Here is a 25662-nt window from a genome sequence, read left to right on the forward strand (position 1 = left end):
GAGAAAATTCGCTGAATAAAGGGATGATACGTATGATGATTATCATTTCATCTATACTTGCCGTTGTGATGGCCGTCATTGTCATGGCTGTCAGAATTAAGTCATCGGAAAAACCGGCTACGGCAAAAAAAATTATACTGCCGCCGATCTTTATGAGCACCGGCGCCTTAATGTTTCTATTTCCGGCGTTCCATGTGACTGGAGCAGAATTTTTAGAAGCGATTACGGTCGGAATGATCTTTTCCATTTTCTTGATTAAAACATCAAAATTTGAAATTAAAGATGATAAAATTTACATTAAACGTTCGAAATCTTTTGTGTTTATTTTAATCGCTCTTCTCATCATTCGCATCGTGATGAAGAGTATATTGAGCACAACGATTGATTATGGAGCTTTGAGCGGAATGTTTTGGATTCTGGCTTTTGGAATGATTGTTCCTTGGCGAATCGCCATGTATCTCTCTTTCAGAAAGCTTTCCAATCAGCTTGATGCGTCAAATCATATTCAGGTGAATTAAAACAAAACCTTTCCATCATTCCGGAAAGGTTTTGTTTTATTTAAAAAGCTCCTGGTATGGGGAGTGGTCAATGTTTTTTTCTCTCAGGCGCTTGAGGAGAAATTTATAATCTTTTTTCGGCGTGGCCATAATGTAGCCTCTGACGATTAAATCCTGATCGATTGTGCGGGCTTTTTCCTGTAGTGCCAGCTCGCCGATCTTTCCGGCTATTTTGGCTTTGGCTGTGTCGCGAAACAGCTCGGGAACGGGAGAAACAAGCTCTTCTAGCAAAGCTTTTTCTTCTTCTTTCCATAAATGCTTAGTCTGTTCGATATAATAATCCTGCCAGTCAAGCTCTGATTTTCCATCCTCTTTCGGAAGGCGCTTCAAAAATTTGCGGAACATGAAAAAGCCGCCGATGGATAAAAGGACGATCATGATCATGATCCAAGCGATTATCAGCCATAAAAACCATCCTTCCAGCATCTCTCATCACTCCTTTGTCTACAGACTATTGTACATGAAGCCGTATTAGAAGAACATAGAAAAAATAATATGAAATGGTAAGGACATTCACCTGGTCAAAAGAGATGCTAGAACATATTCTATCGTATAGCAATTCTCTATTCGGCCATGGAGAAATGCTAGAGGATATTTGACGAATGAACGGAAAAAACCCGGGTATTGGCTTATGACTGCAAGCTTTTACCCGGGTTTCTCGTTAAGGCTTTAAGAATTACAGGAAAGGAATGTTGAGAGAAACAGAAGCTTCATCTTGATTAGCTTCCTTGTTTATTTTAACGGAAAGGATTTTATTTTGGCATTTGGTTTCAATCTGTTTGTCATTCAGAAAAAAAGGAAGCATCAGCGTTTTTTCGTAATGCTGTTCATCGGTTCTCACTTTCAGCTTGAAATCATAGCCCGAAAATGTCATGTGCAGATGTTCGCAATTTAAATGGGATAAATCTGCTTCAATTATATAGTCGGTGCTCGTCTCGTATAAATCAATCGGAATTGTCTCGTCATAAAGGGCAAAAGGATCATCAAAAAACTGCTTCATCCATTCCTCGTCGAACTCCGGGTAATCGGACCGTTTGGCATTTGTCATTGAAGCATTCCTCCATACCTTTAGCCTTACGATAAGTTATGCAAGGCTTTGAAGACGTGTGAAGAGATTCCGCTGACAGGAAGGGGGGGCAATGAGAAAAACCTGCGTCAAAGAACGCAGGCTCCAATGCTTTACATATCGTGATTTGAATTATGCTTTTGTCTTGTATGGTTTCGGTTTTTCACTTTTTTGCTTCCGCTTAAGGGTTCAGGCTGTCCAGGCTGAGCACCCTTCGGCGCATTTTTGCGCATATCTTTGCCATCATTTTTATTTGTCAAAGTTAAGCCCTCCTTATTGTCAAGCAGGATTATTGATTCGTTTTGCGTTTTTTGTTGTTTTGACGTTCCGCTTCTGTAAGAATGTGTTGATCATCTTCGATATAGCCCGCTCCATTCCCTTGGCGCTTCGCATTGTTCATTCCGTTTATCACATGATTTGCTTTTTGTTTTGCCAATCTCGATCACCTCAGACTGTAGTATATCCCCGGTCAGTGAGTTGTATAAAAAAATGTATTTCCAGTAAAATAAACTTTTTTTCGTGCATAAGCCATTCTTATTGAATTTAATAAAAACATTGATATTTACTTATGTTTAAAATTGTTTTAAGATTAAATTGTGAGAAAATTGTGGTGAAATATGCCGGATTTTCAGGCGTATGATCTTGATCTTTAAAGGGGGATTTTGGAGAAATGGCGAAACAGCAACAAGTCGCAAAAAAAGACGCTTTTCAATCAAGAAAAACGTTTACTGTACAAGGCAAAACGTACAGCTATTATTCTTTAAAAGCATTAGAGGATCAAGGAATCGGAAAAGTGTCAAAGCTGCCTTATTCCATTAAAGTCCTGCTGGAATCCGTACTTCGTCAAGTCGACGGAAGAGTCATTACAGAGGAGCATGTCGAAAATTTGGCAAAATGGGGCACTGCTGAATTAAAAGATATCGATGTTCCTTTTAAACCTTCCCGAGTTATTTTGCAGGATTTCACCGGTGTTCCTGCCGTCGTCGACCTTGCTTCATTAAGAAAAGCGATGGCTTCAGTCGGCGGTGATCCAGATAAAATCAATCCTGAAATTCCGGTTGACCTTGTCATCGACCACTCCGTACAGGTTGATAAAGCCGGAACAGAAGATGCGCTGACCGTTAACATGGACCTTGAATTCCAACGAAACGCAGAGCGTTATAAATTTTTAAGCTGGGCAAAGAAAGCGTTTAATAACTACCAGGCTGTTCCGCCTGCAACCGGAATTGTCCACCAGGTAAACCTTGAGTATTTGGCTAATGTCGTTCATGCCGTTGAAGAAGACGGCGAGATCGTCACATATCCGGATACGCTTGTCGGAACAGACTCTCATACAACGATGATCAACGGCATCGGCGTTCTCGGCTGGGGTGTCGGAGGAATTGAAGCTGAAGCGGGAATGCTCGGACAGCCTTCTTACTTCCCGGTTCCGGAAGTCATCGGCGCCAAGCTTGTCGGAAAGCTTCCGAACGGGACGACAGCGACAGACCTTGCGCTGAAAGTGACACAGGTGCTTCGCGAAAAAGGCGTTGTCGGCAAATTTGTTGAATTCTTCGGACCTGGTGTTGCCGAGCTTCCACTGGCCGACCGGGCGACAATCGCCAACATGGCTCCGGAATACGGTGCGACTTGCGGCTTCTTCCCTGTAGATGAAGAAGCATTGGAATACATGCGCTTAACAGGCCGTGATGATGAGCAAATCGCGGTTGTCAAAGAATATTGCCGTCAAAACGGACTGTTCTACACGCCTGATCAGGATGATCCTGTATTTACGGATATCGTTGAAATCGACTTGTCAAAAGTTGAAGCGAATCTTTCCGGACCGAAGCGTCCACAGGACTTGATTCCGCTGACGGAAATGAAAGATACGTTCCATAAGCATTTGACAAGCCCTGCAGGCAACCAGGGATTTGGCATGGACGCCTCCGAAGCTGACAAAGAAATCAAGTTTAAACTTGAAAACGGCGAAGAAGCGGTTATGAAAACAGGTGCGATCGCGATCGCTGCCATTACAAGCTGTACGAACACATCAAATCCGTATGTCTTGATCGGAGCAGGTCTCGTCGCGAAAAAAGCGGTGGAACTGGGCTTGAAAGTGCCGAACTATGTGAAAACATCACTGGCGCCGGGTTCCAAAGTCGTAACAGGCTACCTGGTCAATTCCGGACTGCTTCCATATATGCGCAAGCTTGGCTTCAACATTGTCGGCTACGGATGTACCACTTGTATCGGAAACTCCGGCCCGCTTGCGCCTGAAATCGAAAAAGCGGTTGCTGAAAACGATCTCCTGATTACGTCTGTCCTTTCAGGAAACCGTAACTTTGAAGGCCGGATTCACCCGCTTGTTAAAGGAAACTATCTGGCGTCTCCGCCGCTTGTCGTTGCATATGCATTGGCTGGTACGGTCGACATCGACTTGAAAAACGAACCGATCGGTGTCGGCAAAGACGGACAAAACGTATACTTTAACGACATTTGGCCGTCTATGGACGAAATCAACTCCGTCGTGAAGCAAACGGTGACACCTGAGCTGTTCAGAAAAGAATACGAGCGCGTCTTTGATGACAACGAGCGCTGGAATGCGATCGAAACAACAGATGAAGCTCTTTATAAATGGGATGAGGAGTCAACTTACATCCAAAATCCGCCGTTCTTTGAGAACATGTCGGTGGAGCCTGGAACCGTTGAACCGTTAAAAGGCTTGCGCGTTGTCGGCAAATTCGGAGATTCTGTCACAACAGACCATATTTCTCCAGCGGGAGCGATCGGCAAAGATACACCGGCCGGAAAATATCTTCAGGAAAAAGGCGTTTCTCCAAGAGACTTCAACTCATACGGTTCAAGACGCGGAAATCATGAAGTCATGATGAGAGGAACATTCGCCAACATCAGAATCAAGAACCAAATCGCTCCTGACACAGAAGGCGGCTATACAACCTACTGGCCAACCGGAGAGGTCATGTCGATCTATGATGCCTGCATGAAATACAAAGAAAACGGCACAGGCCTCATCGTCATTGCCGGAAAAGACTACGGAATGGGATCTTCACGTGACTGGGCGGCCAAAGGGACCAACCTGCTCGGCATTAAAACGGTCATTGCCGAAAGCTTTGAACGGATTCACAGAAGCAACCTTGTGCTGATGGGTGTTCTTCCGCTGCAATTCAAAGAAGGAGAAAACGCCGAAACGCTGGGCTTGACTGGCAAAGAAACGATTGAAGTCGACGTCAGCGAATCCGTCCGTCCTCGCGATCTTGTTCAAGTGAGAGCGATTGGCGAAGATGGCACAGTCAAATCGTTTGAAGCCGTTGTCCGTTTTGACAGCGAAGTGGAAATCGACTACTACCGCCACGGCGGAATTCTGCAAATGGTGCTTCGCGATAAAATGAAACAGTAGATATCCGGGGAAGAGAGCGCACCTTAGCGCTTCTCTTCTTTTTGTCAGTAAAACGCGGAAATGTGGAGGATGTCGATGGTTAAAAAAACGCTTGCTGTACTGATCCTGCTTGTCTTGGCCGGTGCTGCCATCTGGAATTTCACAATGCAAAAAAAAGCGGAAATCGGGATTGAAAAAGGGGATCAAGCACCGGATTTTACACTTCCATCGTTAAAAGGCGAAAAAAACGTCTCATTGTCCGATTTCAAGGGTCGGAAAGTGATCCTCAATTTTTGGGCGACATGGTGCAAACCTTGTCAGACGGAAATGCCTGCGATGGAAGAGCTTCAAAACGAACATCAAGACATCACCGTTTTAGCCGTCAATTTCACATCAGCCGAGAAAAACCGCGAGACGGTTGAATCATTTGCCGAAAAGCTTGGCTTAACGTTTCCGATCGTTCTAGATCGAGAGGGCATCAATGCCAAGTACGAGATTTTTTCCTATCCGACGACCTACATTATTGATGAAAACGGCATCATCCAAGACATCGTTTTAGGAACCATGACAAAAAAAATAATGAAAGAAAAGCTGGGTTTATAAAAAATCCCGGCTTTTTTTGCTTATATTGGGCTAAAAATGGCGAAAATGAATACAAGCTGGAGGTGATTCTGATGAAAAAAACAAAACGTCGGACATTTGAAGAACTTGTCTCAGAAAATAAGAAGGAGCTTTTAAGCAACCAGGAGTTCCTCGATCGGCTGGAGGACAGGCTTGAAGAGAAATTCAAGCTGAAGTGACGATAGAAAACGTTCATGTTTTTTCTTCTTTTTGAGAATCCTAATTCTTAAAAGGAGGGATGGACATGCCGAGAGAGCATGACAAACAGGCGAAATTTGCCCCGAGCCACCTCGGGACAAAGCCGGTTGAATACAAGCGGAACAAAGGCAAAAAAATGCATGATAAATCGGGAGAAACGCCGATTATTATGCAGACAAAAGGCGAATAATGTTGGAAAAGGAGGCGTATACAGCATGATGGAAAAACAGCAGCATCATCCGGATGACAGATCAGACAACGTGGAAAAGCTTCAAGACATGGTACAGAATACGATTGAAAACATCGAGGAATCCGAAGAACAGCTGTCTTTTGCAAGCGGTGAAGAGAAGCAGCAAATCCGTGAGAAAAACGAACGCCGAAATGAAAGCATTGAAGCTATGCGCAATGAAATTCATGACGAGGCTAAAAGCCAAAAACAAGAATATGATCAATAAACCAGGGCAACCTGGTTTTTTTGCACGGCTCATACATAAGCCGCCTGCCGTGTGTTTGGTTATACCTTATGCTAAAATAGAGTTATACATTGCTGATAAGGGAGTAGAAGGAATTTGTACGTCTCAAAAAAAGAAATAGAAGTACGCTATGCTGAAACAGATCAAATGGGTATTGTGTATCACGCCAACTACCTGATTTGGATGGAGGTGGGCCGGACGGCTTTAATAAAAGAACTCGGTTTTTCCTATGCCGAAATGGAAAAAGACGGTGTGCTTTCTCCTGTCGTGGATGTCAATGTCCGCTACGTCAAACCGCTGCGCTATGGAGAAACCGCGATGGTACATACATGGATTGAAGATTACAATGGATTTAAAACGGTCTATGGGTATGAGATTTTAAACTCTGCCGGAGAAACGGCTGTGAAAGGAACGTCTTCCCATATTTGCGTCGACCAGGACAGCTTCAAGCCGCTTCAATTCCGTAAACTTTATCCAAAATGGCATCAGGCGTACGAAGAGGCGAAAAAATAAATGGCCTTTGGAATCACCAGGCGCGAGCTGAACAAATGGAAACAAGCGGTATTAAACGGGGAAATCGCCTTTCTGACGCATTATTGGATCGATGACAGGTTTCCTGAGGCCCGCACCGTGACAAAAGCGGGCTGCCAAAACATTGAAAAGCTTGCCGCATGGGGCAAAAAGTACGGTTTGAAAGAAGAGTGGATTCACAAAAGAGGCGAATTTCCCCATTTTGATTTGCTGGGGAAAAAGCAAATCGACATTTTAAAAAAAGAACAGCTCTTCAGCCATATCGAACGCTTTCGGCTTGAAAAACGATAAAAAAAGAACGCATTTAAGCGTTCTTTTTTTACTGATATTCAAAAACCGGTTCTTCAGATGATTCATTGTACGTGACGAGCAAATCGTGGCCGTCGAAATACCAGACATCGCTTTCTTCGATAAAAAACGTAATCCCATCTGCTTCTGCGCTCGCCCCGATTTGCTGAGGCTCATCTTTTGAAACACCGAGGGAGAAGCCTTTTTGAACATTGCTGCAACCGCCGTAACGGACAAAGAAGCGAACCTGATCCCCTTTTTTCAAATCAAGCTCGTCCTTATACCAAATCAGCGCATCTTCATTAATTTTCAAATTCACGAGCAAGCACTCTCCTTTATCATTCATTTCAAATATGTGCTGCCTTTATAGTATATAATGATTGAACCGATTGATGAAAGGCATCTACCTTTTACCGGACATCCATTTTATTTTCGGTTCGGTTTTATCGATAATCCGCTTAATGTTCATTCTGTGTCTGTATATGACAAACACCGTAAGAACGACGACGACCGCCACCAAAAAGAGGTCTTTTGTGAACAGGCTGTAGATGGTGGTATACAGGCCGGTTAAAATGGATGAAAGCGATACATACTTTGTCATATACAAAAACAGGAAAAACACAGCGACCATGGTAAGAAACAATAGAGGCTGATAGCACAATAATACGCCTCCTGAGGTAGCGACAGCTTTTCCGCCTTTAAACTTTGCGAAAACAGGGAACATGTGCCCGATCACCGCGGCCACTCCCGCAAATAAAGGGTGAACGCCGACGTGCAGGATGGCCGGCAAAAAAGCGGCAAGCGTCCCTTTTAAGATATCCGCGGCGATGACAATCGAGCCCGCTTTAACGCCGAGCGTCCTGAATGCGTTGGTGGCTCCGAGATTGCCGCTGCCGTGTTCTCTGATATCAATTCCTTTGGCAGCTTTTCCGACAATCAAGCCGGACGGAATGCTGCCGAGTAGATAGGCTAACAAAAATAATAAAGCAATAAACATTTCATTTCTCCTTTTTAGATGATCCCTTCTCTTTATTTTAACATGAGAGGCACCTTCTCTGAGGATTTTTATTGGTATGTACCCGTATATATCATACAGGATAATGCGATGCAATCATATGAAAATTTTGATTGCGGCGATTGTTTTCGTGTAAACTAATAAATAAAGGAGTGAGCGGTATGGAAAACCCATCTAAACAGGAAATTAAAAAGATTCTTGAAAACAGCAAGCGAATCGCGGTCGTCGGCCTCTCAAACAATCCGGAGAGAACGTCGTACATGGTTTCAAAAGCGATGCAGGAAGCGGGCTATGATATTATCCCCGTCAATCCGACTATCGATGAAGCGCTCGGAGTGAAGGCTGTGGCGTCTTTAAAGGATATTGAAGGACATGTGGATATCGTTAATGTGTTTAGAAGATCTGAGCATCTTTTAGATGTCGCTGAGGAGTTTTTGGAGATCGATGCCGACGTGTTTTGGGCGCAGCAGGGACTTGTCAATGAAGACGCATATCAGCTGCTGAGTGAAAAGGGCTATACAGTCGTTATGGATTTGTGCATAAAAGTGGCCCATGCGCTGACCAAATCGGCATAAAAAAGACAAAAATCCTTGAAAAAACAAGGGTTTTTGTCTTTTTTATACGAGATTATGTTTGCGATTTATTGTGAAACAGATACAATAAGTCTTGGACAGTTTTTTTAAGAATGATTTTCCAAATACTTTTAAACAGCCTTGTATTGTGCCGAAAGATTCGTGTAAAATGACGTCTGTCATTCAATCGGCTAAAGGTTAACGAAATCATGACAAATCTTTGAAGCGGTCGAAAGAAAATCGGATATCGCTTTGATTTGCATGTCAGAGTGTGTATTATTCTTTATAAGCAATGTTTGATTTTTGAAAGGGGTTTATGCATTTGGTTAAAAAACAGCAGGTTGACTATAATGATGATTCCATACAGGTGCTCGAAGGCCTTGAAGCGGTCAGAAAACGCCCCGGCATGTACATCGGTTCAACGGACAGCCGCGGCTTGCACCATCTCGTTTATGAAATCGTCGATAATTCCGTTGACGAAGTTCTGGCGGGCCACGGGGATCACATTATAGTGAAAATACATAAAGATAACAGCATATCGGTGCAAGACAGAGGCCGGGGAATGCCAACAGGAATGCATAAGCTCGGCAAACCGACTCCGGAAATTATTTTAACCGTCCTTCACGCAGGAGGTAAATTCGGCCAAGGCGGCTATAAAACGAGCGGAGGTCTGCACGGTGTCGGTGCATCCGTCGTCAACGCTCTGTCCGAATGGCTGACGGTGACGATCGAACGGGACGGAAATGTCTACAAACAGCGGTTTGAAAACGGCGGTAAACCGGTAACATCCCTTGAGAAAATCGGAACGACTAAAAAAACCGGCACCCTGATTCATTTTAAGCCGGACCCCAAGATGTTCAGCACGACGACCTATAACTTTGAAACGCTTTCAGAACGGCTGAGAGAATCAGCCTTTTTATTAAAAGGATTAAAAATTGAGCTGATTGATGAACGCCATCAAACGAAAGAAACTTTTTTGTATGAAACCGGCATCGAAGCTTTCGTCGCTTATTTGAACGAAGAAAAAGACGCGCTTTGCGAAGTGGTTTCCTTTGAAGGCGAACATAACGGGATCGAAGTCGATTTCGCGTTCCAGTTTAATGACGGCTATTCCGAAAACATACTGTCCTTTGTCAACAATGTCAGGACGAAGGACGGCGGGACCCATGAGTCCGGAGCCAAAACAGCGATGACGAGAGCATTCAACGAGTATGCGAGAAAGGTTGCGCTGTTAAAAGAAAAGGACAAAAATCTGGAAGGAACGGATATCAGAGAAGGATTGTCTGCGATCGTTTCTGTGCGCATACCGGAAGAGCTTCTTCAGTTTGAAGGACAGACAAAAGGCAAGCTCGGCACAAGTGAAGCAAGATCAGCGGTTGACGCTATCGTTTCCGAGCAGCTCGCCTATTTCCTTGAAGAAAATAGAGAAACCGCGACTTTGCTTGTGAAAAAGGCCATCAAAGCTTCACAGGCAAGGGAAGCAGCCCGAAAAGCAAGAGAAGAAGCGAGAAGCGGCAAAAAGAGAAAAAAATCGGAAGCGACATTAAGCGGTAAACTGACGCCTGCCCAATCAAGAAACCCGGCTAAAAACGAACTGTATCTTGTTGAGGGTGATTCTGCAGGCGGTTCAGCCAAGCAGGGAAGAGACCGGAAATTCCAGGCGGTTCTGCCGCTCCGCGGAAAGGTCATCAATACAGAAAAAGCAAAGCTTGCCGATATCTTCAAAAATGAAGAAATTAATACGATCATTCATGCGATAGGCGGGGGCGTCGGCGTCGATTTTGATATTGAAGACATCAACTATGACAAAGTCATCATCATGACGGATGCCGATACAGACGGTGCGCATATCCAGGTGCTTCTGTTAACCTTTTTCTACCGCTATATGAAACCGCTGATCGAGCACGGAAAAGTGTTTATCGCGCTGCCGCCGCTCTATAAGGTCAGCAAGGGCTCAGGCAAAAAAGAAATCGTTGAGTACGCCTGGTCTGATGAAGAAATGGACGATGTTCTGAAAAAAGTCGGAAAAGGATATACGATACAGCGCTATAAAGGTCTCGGAGAAATGAATGCAGATCAGCTTTGGGAAACGACGATGAACCCTGAATCAAGGACGCTCGTCAGGGTCAAAATCGATGATGCGGCCCGCGTTGAACGGCGCGTAACGACATTGATGGGGGACAAAGTTGAACCGAGGAGAAAGTGGATTGAGAAAAATGTCGCTTTCGGACTTGATGAAGAAAGCAATATTTTGGAAAATGAGAACTTATCGGTCGCTGAGGAGGTTTAAATAAATGGCACAGCCAGAGATTTTTCATGATTTACCATTGGAAGACGTGATCGGCGACCGTTTCGGCCGATACAGCAAATACATCATTCAAGACCGGGCGCTTCCTGATGCGCGCGATGGACTGAAGCCGGTGCAAAGGAGAATTCTGTACGCCATGCACGCGGAAGGAAACACGCATGACAAAAACTTCCGCAAAGCCGCGAAAACGGTCGGGAATGTGATCGGGAACTACCATCCGCATGGGGACAGTTCCGTGTACGAAGCGATGGTGAGGATGAGCCAGGATTGGAAGGTTCGCAACGTGCTGATTGAAATGCACGGAAACAACGGAAGCATCGACGGCGATCCGCCCGCTGCGATGCGTTATACAGAAGCGAGGCTTTCGGCGATTGCTTCAGAGCTTTTGCGGGACATCGATAAAGAAACGGTCGAGTTTGTGCCGAACTTTGATGATACAAGCAAGGAGCCTGTTGTTCTGCCGGCGATGTTCCCGAATTTGCTTGTGAACGGATCGACGGGAATATCCGCGGGATATGCGACAGACATCCCGCCTCACAACCTAGGAGAAGTGATCGACGCCGTCATTAAACGAATCGATTCGCCCAACTGCAGTGTTGATGAACTCATGGAGCTTGTCAAAGGGCCCGATTTTCCGACAGGCGGCATCATCCAGGGGAAAGAAGGCATTAAAAAGGCCTATGAAACCGGAAAAGGCAAAATCATCATCAGAGGAAAAGCCGAGATCGAAACGATTAGAGGCGGCCGCCAGCAAATTGTTATCACGGAAATTCCGTTTGAAGTCAATAAAGCAAATTTAGTGAAAAAAATCGACGAATTCCGGATTGAGCGCAAAGTTGAAGGAATTTCCGAAGTCCGCGATGAGACCGATCGCACAGGTCTCAGAATCGTGATCGAACTGAAAAAAGAAGCGGATGCACAAGGTATTTTGAATTTCTTGTATAAAAATGCGGATCTGCAAATTCCATACAACTTCAACATGGTCGCCATCCATAACAGAAGACCGATGCTGATGAATCTCACTTCTATTTTAGATGCCTATATCGAGCATCAGAAAGAAGTGATCACCAATCGTTCTCAGTATGAGCTGAGAAAGGCGAAGGAAAGGCATCATATCGTCGAAGGATTGATGAAAGCACTGTCGATCCTCGATGAAGTCATCTCGACGATCCGCTCTTCAAATGATAAGCGGGACGCCAAAAACAACTTGATTGCAAAGTTCGCATTCACAGAACCGCAGGCGGAAGCCATCGTTTCCTTGCAGCTGTACAGATTGACAAACACCGATATAACCGCTTTGCAGGAAGAAGCGAAAGAGCTGAATCGGAAAATACAGGAGCTGGAAGCGATCCTTTCTAATGATCGGAAGCTTTTGAAGGTCATCAAAGACAACTTGCAAAAGTTGAAAAAAACCTATGCAGGCGAGAGGCTCTCTGTGATCGAAGAAAAGATCGAAGAGATCAAAATCAACCTTGAAGTAATGGTAGCCTCAGAGGACGTCTATGTAACCGTAACGAAAGACGGCTATATCAAACGTACAAGCCAAAGATCGTTTGCCGCTTCAAACGGACAGGATTTCGGCATGAAGGATACCGACCGTCTGCTTTGCCAACTGGAAATGAACACGACAGATGTGCTGCTTTTGTTTACGAACAAAGGAAGCTATGTGTATTGTCCGGTTCACCAGCTGCCGGATATCAGGTGGAAAGACCTTGGTCAGCATATTACGAACATCATTTCCATTGACAGTGATGAGTCTGTCGTCAAAGCGATTCCTGTCAGGGAATTTACCGAGTCGGAATATCTTCTGTTTTTCACGAAAAACGGAATGACGAAAAGAACGCAGCTTCTTCAATATAAAGCACAGCGTTATTCAAAAGCCTTGGTCGCGCTTAATTTAAAAGGCGATGACGAAGTGGTCGATGTCCATGTCACAGACGGGACGAAAGACGTATTCATCGCTACACATACAGGCTATGGCTTATGGTTCACAGAGGAAGAAATCAGTGTTGTCGGCGCCAGAGCGGCCGGTGTTAAAGGCGTGAACTTAAAAGAAGGCGATTTTGTCGTCTCAGGACAGATTTTAGAGGAATCAGATGTGCTCGTCCTCGTCACACAGCGCGGCTCAGTCAAGCGAATGAACCGCAGCGAATTCGAAAAAACCTCGCGGGCCAAACGAGGCGTTCTCATGCTGCGGGAACTGAAGAAAAAACCTCACCGCATCGCCGGACTGCTTGCCTGCTCATATCATGACCAGATCATGATTCAAACTGAAAAAGGCTCCGCAGAGGAGATGCTTGTCAAAGAAATCAAACTGCATGACCGGTACAGCAACGGTTCATTCATCATCGACGAAGATGAAGCCGGAAAAGTAACAGATGTCTGGCTTAGCAAACATGAACAGGAGTGAGATAAAACTGCACTCCAATTGTCAGACAAGGTCTAGGGGGATCACCAGCAAAACGCGGATTTACAACATTGCCTCCTTGGCATTTTAGTGAGGAATTTAAAAAATAAAATCAACCATCAAAAAGAGCCGGAGATCGTTTTTTGATCATCCGACTCTTTTTGAGTATTTCAGGCTGGTTATGTCCCAGCCTCTTTTTACGTTATTACTTAATATATGGTTCAGAGTGAAGACATTCGTTCAGCTGATCCGTGCAGGTTGTTTTAACCTTAATTGAACACCATCCCGCCATCGATGATAAGTGCTTGACCAGTCATATAATCTGAATCTGGTCCTGCAAGGTAGGAAACGCATGCCGCTACATCTTCCGGTTTGGATAAGCGTTTTAATGCAATATTTTGAGAGAATTGCTCCAATCCCCATTCAAATGGCTTGCCTGCTTCATGAGCGGTTTGCTGTGCAATGTCCATCATCATCGGCGTTTTTACGATACCCGGACAAAAGGCGTTTACAGTAATGCCTAATTCAGCTAGATCTTTTGCTGCCGTTTGGGTGATACCGCGAACAGCGAACTTTGTTCCGCCGTAAACGGCTAAGCCCGGATTGCCGACTTGACCGGCTTGAGAAGAAGCATTAATGATTTTCCCGCCGTGTCCAAGTTCTTTGAAGGCTTTTACAGCTGCTTGTATTCCCCAATAAGTACCGCCAACATTAACATCATAGACTTTCCGATAATCTTCATATGTAATGCTTTCAATAGGGGTGGTTGGTCCAAGACCTGCATTATTGATCACCACATCAAGACCGCCAAGACGTTTTACTGTTTCATCGACAGCTTTAAAAACATCATCACGATCAGCAACATCTACTTTAACCGCGATTGCTTTGCCGTTAAGCTTGTTAATGTCCTCAGCAACTTGTGTTGCAGTTTCTTCATTATAATCAGCAACTGCAACAGCGAATCCGTCCTCTGCCAAGCGTTTGCAGATTGCTTCACCAATTCCTTGGCCGCCGCCGGTAACAAAAGCAATTTTTTCAGATACTTTACTCATATGAACATCTTCTTTCTATAAGTAATTGGTACAGGAGTATTATATCTTATATGTGTAGATTTGAAGTAAAGCCGCGGCATTTGTCGAAAAGATGTTTAAAATTTTTCGAAAAAATTTAATAGTTTTTAAAGGAGGCGAAAAACTGTGTGTCAGACTATAAAAGGGATGTTCCACTATAAAACAGCGATTCAGTTCAATCACTAAACGGATGAAGAGCAAATGAAAAGGCATGAATCCGTGCAATGCCGGACTCATGCCAATCAAACTGTTTCATGAAATTTTATTGTCTAACTTTTTGGGGCACTGCAAATATCATTCAGCTGTCCTGGCGATTAAACAGATCTGTAATCGCGTGCATGAATTCAATTCCTTGAAATACAAACAAGTTTAAAGCTGTCAATGAAAAGAGCCCGATAATCACCATTCTTATGATAAATAACATGTTTAAAAACCTCCTGTTTTAGTATGGTTATGGTTTTAGAACATGCGCTTTATCGAAATAAGAAGAGTGATAGAAAACTGCGAGCATAAATGCCTTCAGATGTTCTTTCCGCCGGTTCAGAATGTAAACTTGACTGGTAGCGGCAGCTAAGATTAAGAGCAGTATGAATTCAATTCGAAACCCGAGTGAATTCCATAATGATTTAGCCTTTTCCTCACCATGCTTGCCGATTGACAGTTCGTGAAGCTCATCGCCTGAAACTGCGGCTTTTTGTACATGATGATTTGCCGGCATCTGGGGCATTGAGAACGAATGAAGGCTCGCAATGACTAAAAAGAACATAGACAATTGCAGTAACAATGTCTTTTTCATCAGATCTCATCCCCTTAACGTCTCATAATCTTAACATATTTTATTAGATAATAAAAGATGATTTTTTTGTGACAGTTTTGCTTTATTTGTTGACAAATTCCTTGGTTTTTCGAGGACCATCACAATGAAAGCGCTTTTTTATATATGATTACACGTGTATCTCTGTTATAATGAGAATCGGGACTAAAGTAATGATGACGCCATAAATATACAGGATTAAAAAACAGAAAATTCTATCTAGTTTTGCTTGCGTCATGATTATGATATAATCCTATCATGTTAGGAAACTTAACATCAAAATCAGTTTGTTGCAGGAGGGTGCTATGGAAGAAATTTTAAGCGAAATTATTAATGTCCCAAGCGGTTTTATTTGGACTTATTTAGTCTATATATTAATAGGTATAGGACTGTATTTTACTTTTAAACTGAGATTTGTCCAATTTCGTTATTTCTTTGAGATGTTTCGTATTGTCGGCCAAAAGGAAGAGAAAGGGCAAGGCGTTTCGTCTTTGCAGGCTTTCTTTATCTCAGCAGCTTCGCGGGTAGGAACGGGAAACCTGACCGGTGTGGCGCTGGCTGTTGCGACCGGCGGACCCGGAGCGGTCTTTTGGATGTGGGTTGTCGCTCTTGTAGGGATGGCATCAAGCTTTGTCGAGAGCACATTGGCCCAAGTCTATAAAGTAAAGGACGGCGATCATTTCCGCGGCGGTCCGGCTTATTACATGGAAAAAGCGCTCGGCGCCAGATGGATGGGCATTATCTTTGCCGTTTTAATTACGATTACATTCGGCTTGATCTTTAATGCGGTGCAAGCCAATACGATCGTCGGCTCCATGGAAGGGGCTTTCAACCTTGATAAAACAACGGTCGGAATTGTTCTTGCGGTATTGACCGGATTTATTATTTTCGGCGGCTTGAAACGGGTTGTAACAGTCACGCAATTAATTGTTCCCGTCATGGCCATCATTTATCTTGCCTTGGCTCTTTACGTCGTACTGACGAACATTTCGCAGCTGCCGGCTGTCTTTGCCATGATCGTGAAGGATGCGTTTGGCATCGAACAGATCGCAGGGGGTACCTTGGGATCGCTCATCATCATCGGTGCCAAGCGCGGTTTATTTTCAAATGAAGCCGGAATGGGAAGCGCGCCGAACGCGGCGGCGACTGCCAATGTGTCTCACCCCGCAAAACAAGGCTTTATCCAAACGCTCGGTGTATTCTTTGATACGATTGTCATCTGCAGTGCGACAGCCTTTATGATCCTTTTGTTCAATTTGACGCCGGGCAAAGAGCTTGACGGCATTCAGATTACACAAGCAGCGATGCAGCATCATATCGGAAGCTGGGCGCCTGCGTTTGTCGCCGTGGCGATTTTCCTGTTCGCTTTCAGCTCAATCGTCGGGAACTACTACTATGGTGAAACAAATATCGAATTTATTAAAAAGAGCAAAACGGCGCTTGCCGTTTATCGCGCGGCAGTTGTCGCAATGGTGATTTTCGGATCCGTCTCCGGCTTTCAGCTCGTATGGGACATGGCCGATTTATTCATGGGCTTAATGGCCATCATCAACCTGATCGCGATTCTCCTCCTGTCAGGAATCGCGGCCAAAGTGCTCAAGGATTATACAGCACAGCGTAAAGAAGGGAAGAATCCGGTCTTTAAAGCGAGCTCTATACCGGGGCTGAAGAATACAGAGGCTTGGGAAGATGAGAAGGAAACACTTAAATCAAAATAAAAGATGAAAAAGGCGTCTTGTAGATGACGCCTTTTTCTTATTGGCAGCTGAAAGATGTGATTTCATTCAGGTCAATCCCGAAGTACACCCAGCGGAACTGCCGCGGCCTCCAGCGGTAGCCTGCGATCGAACGCCTACCGAGAAAAACCGGGTAAAACCAAAAGCGGGCGCCGTTCCTTAAACGGATGTACGTAAATCTGAACAGGCATCTTCTGATTCCTCCAGGGTCAACGGCAAAAACCGAAGGGCCGCCGGTGTCTTGAGGAAGCTGGCTTGGGGGAGGAGGCAAAACCTGCTGCTGCGGTCCTCCTGCTCCAGGAGGAGGACCGGGCGGGAACTGCTGACGGTACGGGTCATATATATAATCGTATGGATACAAGCAAAAACGCTCCTTTCTAACTGTTTGCTTTATCGTATGATTTGCTGAAAAGATGGGTAGCTTGCCTTATAGAGAAAAAAATCCCTAAAGCCATTTTGGCTTTAGGGAGATGGTTTACATGCTTTTGCGCGGCGCCCGTTTCCTGTAGACGACATAGCTTCTTGTCAAATATTTCAGCGGCATGCTGAAAACATGGACAAGCCGCGTAAACGGCCAGACAATGAATATGACATAGCCCATGACGATATGAATTTTAAACCAGATCGGTACACTTGCCATAAGCGAGGGATCCGGTTTAAACATGAAGATTCCGCGGAACCAAGGTCCGATTGTCGTTCTGTAGTCGAATCCTTTTGAATCGATGTTGAGGAAAGTTGACGCAAGGCCGGTTATCATCATGAACAATAAGGCCGCTAACGTGATCAAATCGCCGGCTGAACTCGTTTTCCGGATTCGTTTGTCAGTCACTCTCCGGTAAGCAAGAATGATGAGTCCCGATAGTGCAGCAATTCCTGCCGGCAGTCCGAAACCGATGGCGACTTTATGATAAAGATGTTCTGAGACGCCGATTGTCTCATAAAAGCTTTCCGGAATTAAAATCCCCATCACATGTCCGCCGATGACAAAGAAGATTCCCCAATGAAAGAGGCTGCTGCCAAGCGCCAGCTTTTTCTTTTCGAGCATTTCGCTTGATTTGGCCGTCCAGCCAAACTGATCATGCTGGTAGCGGTAAATATGACCGCCGATAAAGATCGTCAGGACAATATAGGGGAGAATGACCCAAAGAATTTGTTCGATCATGGCTGTACAGTCCTTTCAACACCGATTTCCGCCAATCCTATAAACAATCCGTCCAACAGCGCGGCATAGATGCTTTCATTTTCGCTTAGCTGCAATCTCAGCTCTTCAAGATTCCCCGCATACTTTTGAAAGACAGCCGCCGCTTGATCGCGGTTGGCCAATGCGGCGAACTCCAGCATGAGCGGAAGGTAGTCAGGAAGCTCTTTTTCTGTCGGCTGAAAACCTGATTGCTGATATAAATCTTTCAGCTGCAAGAGCTCAATCCCGCGTTCCCGCTGTTCTCCGGAATTGAAGTAGGTGACATAAAGGTTCGTTTTTTTGCCGAAATCAAATGTGTATACATATGTTTCGATCAACTCTTCCGGAGAATAGAGAGCCGCCTCCTCCATAAATGAAAGCAATTTCTCTTTCAATTGCTGATGCTGTATCTGATTGATCATGGTTTGCCATTCAGAGCGTTCTTTTCTCCACTGTTCATCAGGGTAGGAGAGGAGATAGGAAAGTGCGGCGAAAACGGCTTGTTTATCTGTTGCATCCATTGTGCTTCACTCCAGTCTTATAGGGTTTGGCAAGAACCGGGTCCTCCGGCAAATGATAACCCGCAGCTTCCTTGTTCCATGTACAGATCTGCGACTTCTTCGCGATGGGTTTGCGGAATGACAAATCGGTCATCGTATTTGGCGATTGCAAGCAGACGGTACATATCTTCAATCTGTTCTTCAGTCAATCCGGTATCTTGTATCAGAGCTGAATCGATCTGTTTGTTCGTTTGGGTCGCCCGCATGTACATACGCATCACAGACATTTTCTTTAATGTCGTTCTAATATGGTGTGTATCACCGGCCGTCAGCAGATTGGCCAAATATTCGATCGGAATCCGCATTTCATCAATGGCCGGGAAGATATCCTCAGCTGATTGGGCCGTTCCTTTTCCTTCAAACATATTCATAATCGGACTGAGCGGAGGAATGTACCATACCATCGGCAATGTCCGGTATTCCGGATGCAGCGGCAGGGCGATTTTCCAATCGATGATCATTTTGTAGATTGGCGATTTTTGCGCGGCTTCGATCCACTCCAGCGGAATGCCTTGGGCTTTTGCTTCTTCTGCGACAGCAGGATCATTCGGATCCAGGAAAATCTCCAGCTGTGAGTGATACAAATCTTTTTCATTTTCGGCTGAAGCTGCTTCCTCGACTTTATCTGCGTCATAAAGCATGACACCGAGATAGCGGATTCTGCCGACACATGTCTCAGAGCAGATTGTCGGCAGTCCGGCTTCGAGACGAGGGAAGCACAGTGTGCATTTTTCCGCCTTGTTTGTCTGCCAGTTGAAATACACTTTTTTATAAGGACATGATGATACACAGTGCCTCCATGAGCGGCATGCATTTTGATCGACGAGAACGATCCCGTCTTCTTCGCGTTTGTACATCGCGCCTGACGGACAGGAGGAGACGCACGACGGATTGATGCAGTGTTCGCATATCCTTGGCAGATACATCATAAAGACGTCTTCAAATTCAGTCTTGATCGATTCTTCCATTTTTTTGACGTTTGGATCTTGGAGGCCTGTAATGTGGCCGCCGGCAAGGTCATCTTCCCAGTTCGGGCCCCATTCAAGGTTCATGAAGTCTCCCGTAATGGAAGACTTCGGCCGTGCAACAGGCTGGTGTTTTTTCTCCGGACTGTTTGTCAGTGTTTCATAATCATAATTCCAAGGTTCATAGTAGTCATCGATCGTCGGCTGATACGGGTTGTAGAATAAATTCATGAGCCGTGTTGTTTTGGCGCCTGATTTGAGCTGCAGCTTGCCTTTTTTCAGCTCCCAGCCGCCTCGGTATTTATCCTGGTTCTCCCATTGTTTCGGGTAGCCGATGCCCGGTTTTGTTTCGACGTTGTTGAAGTACATATATTCTGCTCCGGAACGGTTTGTCCAAGTGTTTTTGCATGTGACGCTGCATGTATGACAGCCGATGCATTTGTCAAGGTTCATGACCATCCCGATCTGCGCTTTAATCTTCAAGCCAATCGACCTCCTTCAATTTTCTGATCACGACATTGAGGTCGCGCTGATTTCCTGTCGGCCCGTAGTAGTTGAATCCGTAGCTGAGCTGTCCGTAGCCTCCGATCATCTGCGTCGGCTTGACATGAATGCGGGTCGGGCTGTTATGGGTTCCTCCGCGGTTATTCGTCAGCTTTGTTCCCGGCACGTTGATATGCCGGTCTTGGGCATGGTGCATAAACGCCATTCCTTTTGGAATCCGGTGTGATGTCACGGCCCGTGCGACGACGACTCCATTTCGGTTAAAACACTCGATCCAGTCGTTGTCCTGAATGTCGGTTTCTTCCGCATCGTCTTTATTCATCCAGACCGTCGGTCCGCCTCTGAAAAGGGTGAGCATCGGCAGGGAATCAAAATACATGCTGTGCACCGACCATTTATTATGCGGTGTTAAATAGTTCAACACGATTTCTTTCCCTTCTTGCTCAGGCCGTTTATTTACGAAAGGGCGGTGGATCAGAATCGGTTTGAATGTCGCCATGTTTTCCCCGAATTCTGTCATCATTTCATGATCAAGGTAAAAAGACTGTCTGCCGGTCAGCGTTCTCCACGGAATCAGTTTTTCAACGTTCGTCGTAAACGGAGAATAGCGCCGTCCGCCTTTTTCAGAACCGCTGAAAGCAGGGGAGGTGATCACCGTTTTCGGCTGAGCTGAAATTTGCTCAAATGTGAAGCATTCCTCTTCCCGTTCTTCAGCTAAATCTTTCAACTCAAGATTCGTTATTTTTTCAAGCGATTCCCACGCTTTAACGGCTACTTTCCCGTTTGAAGTGGAAGAGAGGGTCAATACCGCTTCAGCAGCTTGTCTTGCATCACTGATGTCAGGACAGCCTTTGGCGATCGTGTCTTCTTTTACGACGCCGAGCGTTTTTTTGAGAGAATCATATTCTGCTTCAACGGACCAGTTCATACCTTTCGTACCAAACGGCTGTTTGGCAACATTCGGCCCGAGCGATGTCATCTTATTGTAAATCTGCTTGTAATCCCGTTCCACGACGTGAATTTGCGGCATTGTTTTCCCTGGAACGGCAGGGCAGTCATCTTTGCTCCAGTCTTTGATTTTCCCGAGCGGCTGCGCCATTTCTTGTGGAGTGTCATGGAGAAGAGGAGTCGCAACAGCCTCTTTGACAGGTTCCATGTCAACTTCTTCAGCCAGATCGGAAACCGCTTTTGCTAATGCTTTGAAAATATCCCAGTCAGACTTTGATTCCCACGGCGCTGAAATGGCCGGGTTAAACGGATGGATGAAAGGATGCATATCCGTGCTGCTGAGATCGTGTTTTTCGTACCAGGTGGCCGCAGGGAGCACAATGTCGGAGTACAGAGCGGTACCCGCCATCCTGAAGTCGAGATTGATCAATAAGTCGAGCTTGCCTTCAGGCGCTTCGTCGCGCCATTTGATTTCTTCAGGACGGATGCTGTCCTGATCATCGTTCATCAGTCCGTTTGTCGTACCGAGCAAGTGCTTCAGAAAATATTCATGACCTTTGCCGGAGCTCGAGATTAAGTTGGCTCTCCAGACAAATAGATTTCTCGGGAAGTTCTTTTCATTGTCAGGATCTTCAATCGAAAACTTGAGCTTTTTCTCTTCAAGCTGTCTGGCAATATAGCTTCCGACTTGCTGAGCGTTTTCAGCGCCTGCTTTTTCTGCTTCTTTATACAAGTCGATGCCGTTTTTCTCAAACGTCGGATACGATGGAAGCCAGCCGAGTCTTGCCGCCAGCACATTGTAATCAGCATGGTGCTTGTAGCGCGATGTTTTTGCGATTGGGGAAGCGAGCCCGCTGATTTCCTGATCTTCATAGCGCCACTGGTCGGTAGCGAAATAGAAGAAGGATGTGCCGTTTTGCAGTTTGGCAGGGCCTCCCCAGTCTTTGGCCATCGCGATCGTCTGCCATCCTTCGGCCGGACGGAGTTTTTCCTGGCCGACATAGTGGGCCCAGCCGCCTCCGTTAACCCCTTGGGCTCCGACGAGAAGCACAAGGTTCAGCACAGCTCTGTAAATGGTGTCTGAATTGAACCAATGGTTAATCCCGGCGCCGACAATGATCATTGAGCGGCCCTCTGTGTCAATCGCATTTTGCGCGAATTCCCTTGCGATCTTGATCACCATTTCACTTTTAATGCCAGTAATCGGCTCTTGCCAAGCCGGTGTAAATGGTTCAGGATCATCAAATGATGCCGGGGTCTGTCCGCCGATTCCGCGGTTGACGCCATAGTTGGCGAGAGTCAGGTCGAAAACGGTGGAAACAAAGACTTCCTCGCCGTCCAGGATGACTTTTTTGATCGGAATCGGTCTTTCGATCACCTTATTGCCTTCATGTGAGAAGTAAGGAATGTTGACCGTGCCGATCATATCTTCATGTCCAAGCATGGAAAGCCGAGGTGTGATCGGTTTTTCTGAATCCTCATCAACCATGCGCAAGTTCCATTTTCCTTGGCCGTCCCAGCGGGAGCCCATCGTGCCCTGCGGAATCGCAAATCCATCTGTGTCTTCGTCCCAAACGGCAGGCTTCCATTCATCATGCTCTGTCGCACGCCCGATATCTTTAGCATGGAGGAAGCGGCCTGCTGTGAACGTTCCGTTTTCCTCTTTCAAAGTCACCAAAAACGGGAAATCGGTATATTGTTTTGCATAATCAATAAAACGTTCCGTCTTCTGGTTGACATAAAAGTCTTGCAGAATGACATGGCCCATCGCCATGGCCAGTGCTCCGTCGGTTCCTTGTCTGATGCTCAGCCAATCATCGGAAAACTTAGATGACTCAGCGAAATCCGGGCTGATCGAAATCACTTTTGCTCCTTTATAGCGGGCTTCGGCCAAAAAGTGTGCATCAGGTGTTCTTGTCAGCGGTACGTTGGAACCCCAAGTCATGATGTAGCCGGAGTTGTACCAGTCGCTGCTTTCGGGAACGTCGGTTTGATCTCCCCAAATCTGCGGTGAAGCAGGGGGAAGGTCGGCATACCAGTCATAGAAGCTCAGCATCGGGCCGCCGATCAGGGACATAAAGCGTGACCCTGCCGCATGGCTGAGCATGGACATAGCTGGTATCGGCGAGAATCCGACATTGCGGTCAGGTCCGTATTTCATGACTGTATATAGAAGGGAAGCGGAAATCAGCTTTAAGACTTCGCTCCATTCGGCGCGGACAAAGCCGCCTTTTCCGCGCGCCTGTTTATAGGCTTTCGCTTTTTCAGGATTTTCGACAATCGATTTCCAGGCTTCCAACGGGTTTTTGTAAGTTTTTAGCGCCTCGCGCCACATTTGGATCAGCACACCGCGGACATATGGATATTTGACGCGGAGCGGACTGTAAATATACCAGGAAAAGCTGGCTCCGCGCGGACAGCCGCGAGGCTCAAAGTCAGGCATATCAGGGCCTGTCGAAGGGTAATCAAGGCGCTGTCCTTCCCATGTGACAATGCCGTTTTTAACGTAGATATTCCAGCTGCAGGATCCGGTGCAGTTCACCCCGTGGGTGGAGCGGATCACTTTATCATGCTGCCATCTATTTCTGTATACATTTTCCCAATCCCGGTCTTCATAAGTGGTTTGGCTGTGATGATCAGAATGATGTTCTATAGGAGAGAAATAGTTTAATCTCCTGAAAAGTGGACTTGTTTTCTTTTTTTTCATGACTGTTTCACTCCTTTGTCGGTGCTGCTACCCTCACTATATACGGAGGAGAAGCGGCACCTTGTTAACTTTGTCACAATGTTGCTTCATTTCACGAATTCGTCACAATTTCAGGACGGCCTGTGAAAATGGGGCGGGGACTGAGGAATTAAAAAAGCCTGCTTCTTTAAGAAAAGAAAGCAGGCTGGGGCGCCGTTTTCATTCGCCTGTATCTAAAATTCTTTTTTCCCCGGTTATCTCCTGGATCGGGGCGATGTTTTGCGTGAATTCCAAAGTGCCGATGTAGTTGTTGTTTTCATCGCGTACGGCAAAGTAACGGATGAAAACATATTTATCTTTAAACTTGATCCAAAAATCTTCGACATCTTTTTTGCCCGATTTAAAATCGTCGAGAAGCTTGTTGACAATATGAACGCTTGCCGGTGGATGGCAGTTTTGGACGGTGCGCCCGATCACTGCTTTTGTCCTTGCAAAAATCCGTTCTTTACCGTGGGAAAAGTAGCGGACCACATCGTTTTCATCGATAAAGGTGAGGTCAACAGGAAGGTGATTCAGCATATGTTCAAGCTGTGTTACAGATAAAATACCTGTTGGAAGTCTGACATATCCGCTGGCTGTTTCTTCATTTATGTTGATCTGGTGCCGTTCAGGCTGCCAGACGGCTTCGGGGGCTGTCAGACAGTAGCCGATTTCATCGCTTTCCGCCGCGATTTTCAGCCATTCATCCTCGGTCAATGTCCGGAGGGCCATCGGCAGAAGAATATTCTCTTCTTTGTAGATCATTTCTGTGCCTTCATTGATGATAAAGCCGATCTCGCGAATGACGTCATCTTTTTTATCAGATGTGTAGTGTTCCAATAAGCGCTTGGCTTCTTTGATGCTTTTGCGGATGAAATCATCAACAGCCCACATCACTTGACTCGGCCCGTTGATCCCGTACTTTTCTAAGTAGGGGAAAAGGAGGTTTTCTTTTCTGCTGTAATGTTTGTCGACATCGGCCAGCAAATGTAAGTCTCCGATCAGCTTGTGTATGTTTTCCTGATTGTCTTCCTTTTCAAAACGATCGAGATGGAGCTGGATCTTAAAATTCAACAGAAGATCGAGTTCTTTATTTTCCTTTATAAACGTATGAACAGGATGGCCCGGCTCTTTGTCAGCCTCCGGTTTGTGAATATCGTCAATCGAACCTTTGAAAACGGAAGCGTGGACGGAACAGAGCTCCCGGATTTCTTCAGGCTTGATGCCTTCTTCCGTCATTAACGCCTGCTCCAATTGGGCGATTTCCTCGGCAGTGACAGATCCGAAAGCTTTTTTAAACCGCTCTTTTACCACTTCAAGAGATTTTCCTTTATGAAGGTCAATGATGATGTCTTTGAGCTGCTGTTTTTTTTCGCTTGACATTTCCCGATGTTCTTCCCGGTTGTTGATGAATTCGCTCATTGTTTGTCTCCTTTCCAAACGGGGTCAAATCCGTGCGCTTTTAATTTGTCTAAGACAAGCGTCAGGTCAATTTGTTTCATCCGCGCGCCCTTAGGTATTGTCATGATGCGCCCGGCGGTTTCAAGTATTCCCGGCTTTGTGATATGTTCAAAGCCGACGGCCTTCATCAAGGTTTTGATTTCAGGATGCTGTGTGCAAAGTTCATAAACAGACTCATTCAGATCAATGGTTTTCTTCAGAATGGATCACATCCTTTGAAATTGATGATCTCTCACTGTCTTTACGATAATACAGGGCGGCGGAGAAAATTGTGACGCAGATCACAA

The 25662-nt window shown here is 45.5% G+C and carries 28 protein-coding genes; 12 read left to right on the plus strand and 16 right to left on the minus strand.

The genetic code is table 11. The features are described from left to right. Window positions 1–23 precede the first annotated feature (23 nt). Window positions 24–518 (plus strand): CcdC family protein, encoded by a 495-nt coding sequence (locus ACINLD_RS05325; protein ID WP_142246118.1) that lies wholly within the window; start codon window positions 24–26, stop codon window positions 516–518. Window positions 519–554: 36 nt separating this feature from the next. Here the strand turns inward: ACINLD_RS05325 and ACINLD_RS05330 are convergent, their stop codons facing one another. The 4 genes from ACINLD_RS05330 to sspO all read right to left on the minus strand — a co-directional run bounded on the left by ACINLD_RS05330 (window position 555) and on the right by sspO (window position 2059). After that, entirely contained in the window at window positions 555–983 is a 429-nt protein-coding gene (locus tag ACINLD_RS05330) for a DUF2621 family protein (protein WP_026587243.1), read from the minus strand. A gap of 250 nt (window positions 984–1233) precedes the next feature. Next, on the minus strand, window positions 1234–1605 hold the full coding sequence (locus tag ACINLD_RS05335; protein WP_077736716.1) for an Hsp20/alpha crystallin family protein: 372 nt from the start codon (window positions 1603–1605) through the stop codon (window positions 1234–1236). Between the two features lie 131 nt (window positions 1606–1736). Next, window positions 1737–1883, minus strand: a complete 147-nt coding sequence (locus ACINLD_RS05340; RefSeq protein WP_026587245.1) for a small acid-soluble spore protein P — start codon at window positions 1881–1883, stop codon at window positions 1737–1739. A 29-nt stretch (window positions 1884–1912) separates the two neighbouring features. Beyond that, window positions 1913–2059, minus strand: coding sequence for a small acid-soluble spore protein O (gene sspO / locus ACINLD_RS05345; protein ID WP_026587246.1), 147 nt, complete (start codon window positions 2057–2059; stop codon window positions 1913–1915). A 234-nt stretch (window positions 2060–2293) separates the two neighbouring features. On the opposite strand from sspO, the gene acnA reads away from it, so the two are divergent. The 7 genes from acnA to ACINLD_RS05380 all read left to right on the plus strand — a co-directional run bounded on the left by acnA (window position 2294) and on the right by ACINLD_RS05380 (window position 7113). Continuing rightward, complete coding sequence (acnA, locus tag ACINLD_RS05350; protein WP_077736715.1) at window positions 2294–5020, plus strand: aconitate hydratase AcnA; 2727 nt, start codon at window positions 2294–2296, stop codon at window positions 5018–5020. 75 nt (window positions 5021–5095) lie between these two features. Then, window positions 5096–5602, plus strand: a complete 507-nt coding sequence (locus ACINLD_RS05355; RefSeq protein WP_077736714.1) for a peroxiredoxin family protein — start codon at window positions 5096–5098, stop codon at window positions 5600–5602. A 71-nt stretch (window positions 5603–5673) separates the two neighbouring features. After that, window positions 5674–5799 carry an FbpB family small basic protein gene (locus ACINLD_RS05360; RefSeq protein ID WP_077736713.1) on the plus strand — a complete coding sequence of 42 codons (126 nt, stop codon included), beginning with the start codon at window positions 5674–5676 and terminating at the stop codon, window positions 5797–5799. A gap of 65 nt (window positions 5800–5864) precedes the next feature. Further along, window positions 5865–6008: an acid-soluble spore protein N gene (locus ACINLD_RS05365; protein WP_006637039.1), complete on the plus strand. Its 144-nt coding sequence runs from the start codon at window positions 5865–5867 to the stop codon at window positions 6006–6008. Between the two features lie 28 nt (window positions 6009–6036). Continuing rightward, window positions 6037–6273, plus strand: coding sequence for a small acid-soluble spore protein Tlp (gene tlp, locus ACINLD_RS05370; protein ID WP_026587250.1), 237 nt, complete (start codon window positions 6037–6039; stop codon window positions 6271–6273). 114 nt (window positions 6274–6387) lie between these two features. Continuing rightward, window positions 6388–6804 carry a YbgC/FadM family acyl-CoA thioesterase gene (locus ACINLD_RS05375; protein ID WP_026587251.1) on the plus strand — a complete coding sequence of 139 codons (417 nt, stop codon included), beginning with the start codon at window positions 6388–6390 and terminating at the stop codon, window positions 6802–6804. After that, complete coding sequence (locus tag ACINLD_RS05380; RefSeq protein ID WP_026587252.1) at window positions 6805–7113, plus strand: hypothetical protein; 309 nt, start codon at window positions 6805–6807, stop codon at window positions 7111–7113. It begins immediately after the preceding gene. Between the two features lie 28 nt (window positions 7114–7141). Here the strand turns inward: ACINLD_RS05380 and ACINLD_RS05385 are convergent, their stop codons facing one another. Together ACINLD_RS05385 and plsY are read right to left on the minus strand one after the other, a co-directional pair. Continuing rightward, on the minus strand, window positions 7142–7429 hold the full coding sequence (locus ACINLD_RS05385; RefSeq protein ID WP_077736712.1) for a HesB/YadR/YfhF family protein: 288 nt from the start codon (window positions 7427–7429) through the stop codon (window positions 7142–7144). A gap of 84 nt (window positions 7430–7513) precedes the next feature. Next, window positions 7514–8107 (minus strand): glycerol-3-phosphate 1-O-acyltransferase PlsY, encoded by a 594-nt coding sequence (gene plsY / locus ACINLD_RS05390; protein WP_026587254.1) that lies wholly within the window; start codon window positions 8105–8107, stop codon window positions 7514–7516. A gap of 179 nt (window positions 8108–8286) precedes the next feature. Between plsY and ACINLD_RS05395 the strand changes: the two genes are divergently transcribed. The 3 genes from ACINLD_RS05395 (at window position 8287) to parC (ending at window position 13415) form a co-directional block, all read left to right on the plus strand. Beyond that, window positions 8287–8700 carry a CoA-binding protein gene (locus ACINLD_RS05395; RefSeq protein ID WP_026587255.1) on the plus strand — a complete coding sequence of 138 codons (414 nt, stop codon included), beginning with the start codon at window positions 8287–8289 and terminating at the stop codon, window positions 8698–8700. A gap of 319 nt (window positions 8701–9019) precedes the next feature. Continuing rightward, the gene (gene parE, locus ACINLD_RS05400) at window positions 9020–10987 is read left to right on the plus strand and encodes a DNA topoisomerase IV subunit B (RefSeq protein WP_026587256.1); all 1968 of its coding nucleotides are present in this window, start codon (window positions 9020–9022) and stop codon (window positions 10985–10987) included. A gap of 4 nt (window positions 10988–10991) precedes the next feature. Then, window positions 10992–13415 carry a DNA topoisomerase IV subunit A gene (gene parC / locus ACINLD_RS05405; protein ID WP_077736711.1) on the plus strand — a complete coding sequence of 808 codons (2424 nt, stop codon included), beginning with the start codon at window positions 10992–10994 and terminating at the stop codon, window positions 13413–13415. A 266-nt stretch (window positions 13416–13681) separates the two neighbouring features. Here parC and ACINLD_RS05410 read toward each other — a convergent pair whose 3' ends face one another. The 3 genes from ACINLD_RS05410 to ACINLD_RS05420 all read right to left on the minus strand — a co-directional run bounded on the left by ACINLD_RS05410 (window position 13682) and on the right by ACINLD_RS05420 (window position 15278). After that, window positions 13682–14464: a (S)-acetoin forming diacetyl reductase gene (locus tag ACINLD_RS05410; RefSeq protein ID WP_077736710.1), complete on the minus strand. Its 783-nt coding sequence runs from the start codon at window positions 14462–14464 to the stop codon at window positions 13682–13684. Window positions 14465–14780: 316 nt separating this feature from the next. Next, a complete protein-coding gene (locus ACINLD_RS05415) occupies window positions 14781–14906 on the minus strand; it encodes a hypothetical protein (RefSeq protein WP_256860391.1) in 126 nt (41 codons plus the stop codon). Window positions 14907–14933: 27 nt separating this feature from the next. Then, entirely contained in the window at window positions 14934–15278 is a 345-nt protein-coding gene (locus ACINLD_RS05420; protein WP_026587259.1) for a hypothetical protein, read from the minus strand. 323 nt (window positions 15279–15601) lie between these two features. Here ACINLD_RS05420 and ACINLD_RS05425 point away from each other — a divergent pair, with 323 nt between their 5' ends. After that, entirely contained in the window at window positions 15602–17014 is a 1413-nt protein-coding gene (locus tag ACINLD_RS05425) for an alanine/glycine:cation symporter family protein (protein WP_026587260.1), read from the plus strand. A gap of 37 nt (window positions 17015–17051) precedes the next feature. Here ACINLD_RS05425 and ACINLD_RS05430 read toward each other — a convergent pair whose 3' ends face one another. The 7 genes from ACINLD_RS05430 to ACINLD_RS05460 all read right to left on the minus strand — a co-directional run bounded on the left by ACINLD_RS05430 (window position 17052) and on the right by ACINLD_RS05460 (window position 25575). Next, window positions 17052–17393, minus strand: coding sequence for a hypothetical protein (locus tag ACINLD_RS05430; protein ID WP_026587261.1), 342 nt, complete (start codon window positions 17391–17393; stop codon window positions 17052–17054). 114 nt (window positions 17394–17507) lie between these two features. Beyond that, window positions 17508–18194, minus strand: a complete 687-nt coding sequence (gene narI / locus ACINLD_RS05435) for a respiratory nitrate reductase subunit gamma (protein ID WP_026587262.1) — start codon at window positions 18192–18194, stop codon at window positions 17508–17510. Next, a complete protein-coding gene (gene narJ / locus ACINLD_RS05440; RefSeq protein ID WP_077736709.1) occupies window positions 18191–18733 on the minus strand; it encodes a nitrate reductase molybdenum cofactor assembly chaperone in 543 nt (180 codons plus the stop codon). The genes narI and narJ overlap by 4 nt, the downstream gene beginning before the upstream one ends. Window positions 18734–18750: 17 nt before the next feature. Further along, window positions 18751–20220: a nitrate reductase subunit beta gene (narH, locus tag ACINLD_RS05445; protein WP_026587264.1), complete on the minus strand. Its 1470-nt coding sequence runs from the start codon at window positions 20218–20220 to the stop codon at window positions 18751–18753. Further along, entirely contained in the window at window positions 20210–23896 is a 3687-nt protein-coding gene (locus tag ACINLD_RS05450; protein WP_077736708.1) for a nitrate reductase subunit alpha, read from the minus strand. The genes narH and ACINLD_RS05450 overlap by 11 nt, the downstream gene beginning before the upstream one ends. A 198-nt stretch (window positions 23897–24094) precedes the next feature. Then, window positions 24095–25336, minus strand: coding sequence for a DUF438 domain-containing protein (locus tag ACINLD_RS05455; RefSeq protein WP_077736707.1), 1242 nt, complete (start codon window positions 25334–25336; stop codon window positions 24095–24097). Beyond that, window positions 25333–25575 carry a DUF1858 domain-containing protein gene (locus ACINLD_RS05460; RefSeq protein WP_077736706.1) on the minus strand — a complete coding sequence of 81 codons (243 nt, stop codon included), beginning with the start codon at window positions 25573–25575 and terminating at the stop codon, window positions 25333–25335. The genes ACINLD_RS05455 and ACINLD_RS05460 overlap by 4 nt, the downstream gene beginning before the upstream one ends. Between the last annotated feature and the right edge of the window lie 87 nt (window positions 25576–25662).

The sequence above is a fragment of the Bacillus sp. z60-11 genome (assembly GCF_046464135.1).
Taxonomy (GTDB): domain Bacteria; phylum Bacillota; class Bacilli; order Bacillales; family Bacillaceae; genus Bacillus; species Bacillus sonorensis_A.

What these genes read in the sequence shown, in the direction of transcription:
- ACINLD_RS05455 (WP_077736707.1), bottom strand. Translation starts at nt 25,336, where the DNA reads ATGAGCGAATTCATCAACAACCGGGAAGAACATCGGGAAATGTCAAGC.
- tlp (WP_026587250.1), top strand. Translation starts at nt 6,037, where the DNA reads ATGGAAAAACAGCAGCATCATCCGGATGACAGATCAGACAACGTGGAA.
- ACINLD_RS05330 (WP_026587243.1), bottom strand. Translation starts at nt 983, where the DNA reads ATGCTGGAAGGATGGTTTTTATGGCTGATAATCGCTTGGATCATGATC.
- ACINLD_RS05365 (WP_006637039.1), top strand. Translation starts at nt 5,865, where the DNA reads ATGCCGAGAGAGCATGACAAACAGGCGAAATTTGCCCCGAGCCACCTC.
- ACINLD_RS05415 (WP_256860391.1), bottom strand. Translation starts at nt 14,906, where the DNA reads ATGTTATTTATCATAAGAATGGTGATTATCGGGCTCTTTTCATTGACA.
- ACINLD_RS05410 (WP_077736710.1), bottom strand. Translation starts at nt 14,464, where the DNA reads ATGAGTAAAGTATCTGAAAAAATTGCTTTTGTTACCGGCGGCGGCCAA.
- acnA (WP_077736715.1), top strand. Translation starts at nt 2,294, where the DNA reads ATGGCGAAACAGCAACAAGTCGCAAAAAAAGACGCTTTTCAATCAAGA.
- ACINLD_RS05335 (WP_077736716.1), bottom strand. Translation starts at nt 1,605, where the DNA reads ATGACAAATGCCAAACGGTCCGATTACCCGGAGTTCGACGAGGAATGG.
- ACINLD_RS05420 (WP_026587259.1), bottom strand. Translation starts at nt 15,278, where the DNA reads ATGAAAAAGACATTGTTACTGCAATTGTCTATGTTCTTTTTAGTCATT.
- ACINLD_RS05325 (WP_142246118.1), top strand. Translation starts at nt 24, where the DNA reads ATGATACGTATGATGATTATCATTTCATCTATACTTGCCGTTGTGATG.
- ACINLD_RS05380 (WP_026587252.1), top strand. Translation starts at nt 6,805, where the DNA reads ATGGCCTTTGGAATCACCAGGCGCGAGCTGAACAAATGGAAACAAGCG.
- plsY (WP_026587254.1), bottom strand. Translation starts at nt 8,107, where the DNA reads ATGTTTATTGCTTTATTATTTTTGTTAGCCTATCTACTCGGCAGCATT.
- ACINLD_RS05425 (WP_026587260.1), top strand. Translation starts at nt 15,602, where the DNA reads ATGGAAGAAATTTTAAGCGAAATTATTAATGTCCCAAGCGGTTTTATT.
- parC (WP_077736711.1), top strand. Translation starts at nt 10,992, where the DNA reads ATGGCACAGCCAGAGATTTTTCATGATTTACCATTGGAAGACGTGATC.
- ACINLD_RS05450 (WP_077736708.1), bottom strand. Translation starts at nt 23,896, where the DNA reads ATGAAAAAAAAGAAAACAAGTCCACTTTTCAGGAGATTAAACTATTTC.
- narI (WP_026587262.1), bottom strand. Translation starts at nt 18,194, where the DNA reads ATGATCGAACAAATTCTTTGGGTCATTCTCCCCTATATTGTCCTGACG.
- narJ (WP_077736709.1), bottom strand. Translation starts at nt 18,733, where the DNA reads ATGGATGCAACAGATAAACAAGCCGTTTTCGCCGCACTTTCCTATCTC.
- ACINLD_RS05395 (WP_026587255.1), top strand. Translation starts at nt 8,287, where the DNA reads ATGGAAAACCCATCTAAACAGGAAATTAAAAAGATTCTTGAAAACAGC.
- ACINLD_RS05355 (WP_077736714.1), top strand. Translation starts at nt 5,096, where the DNA reads ATGGTTAAAAAAACGCTTGCTGTACTGATCCTGCTTGTCTTGGCCGGT.
- ACINLD_RS05360 (WP_077736713.1), top strand. Translation starts at nt 5,674, where the DNA reads ATGAAAAAAACAAAACGTCGGACATTTGAAGAACTTGTCTCAGAAAAT.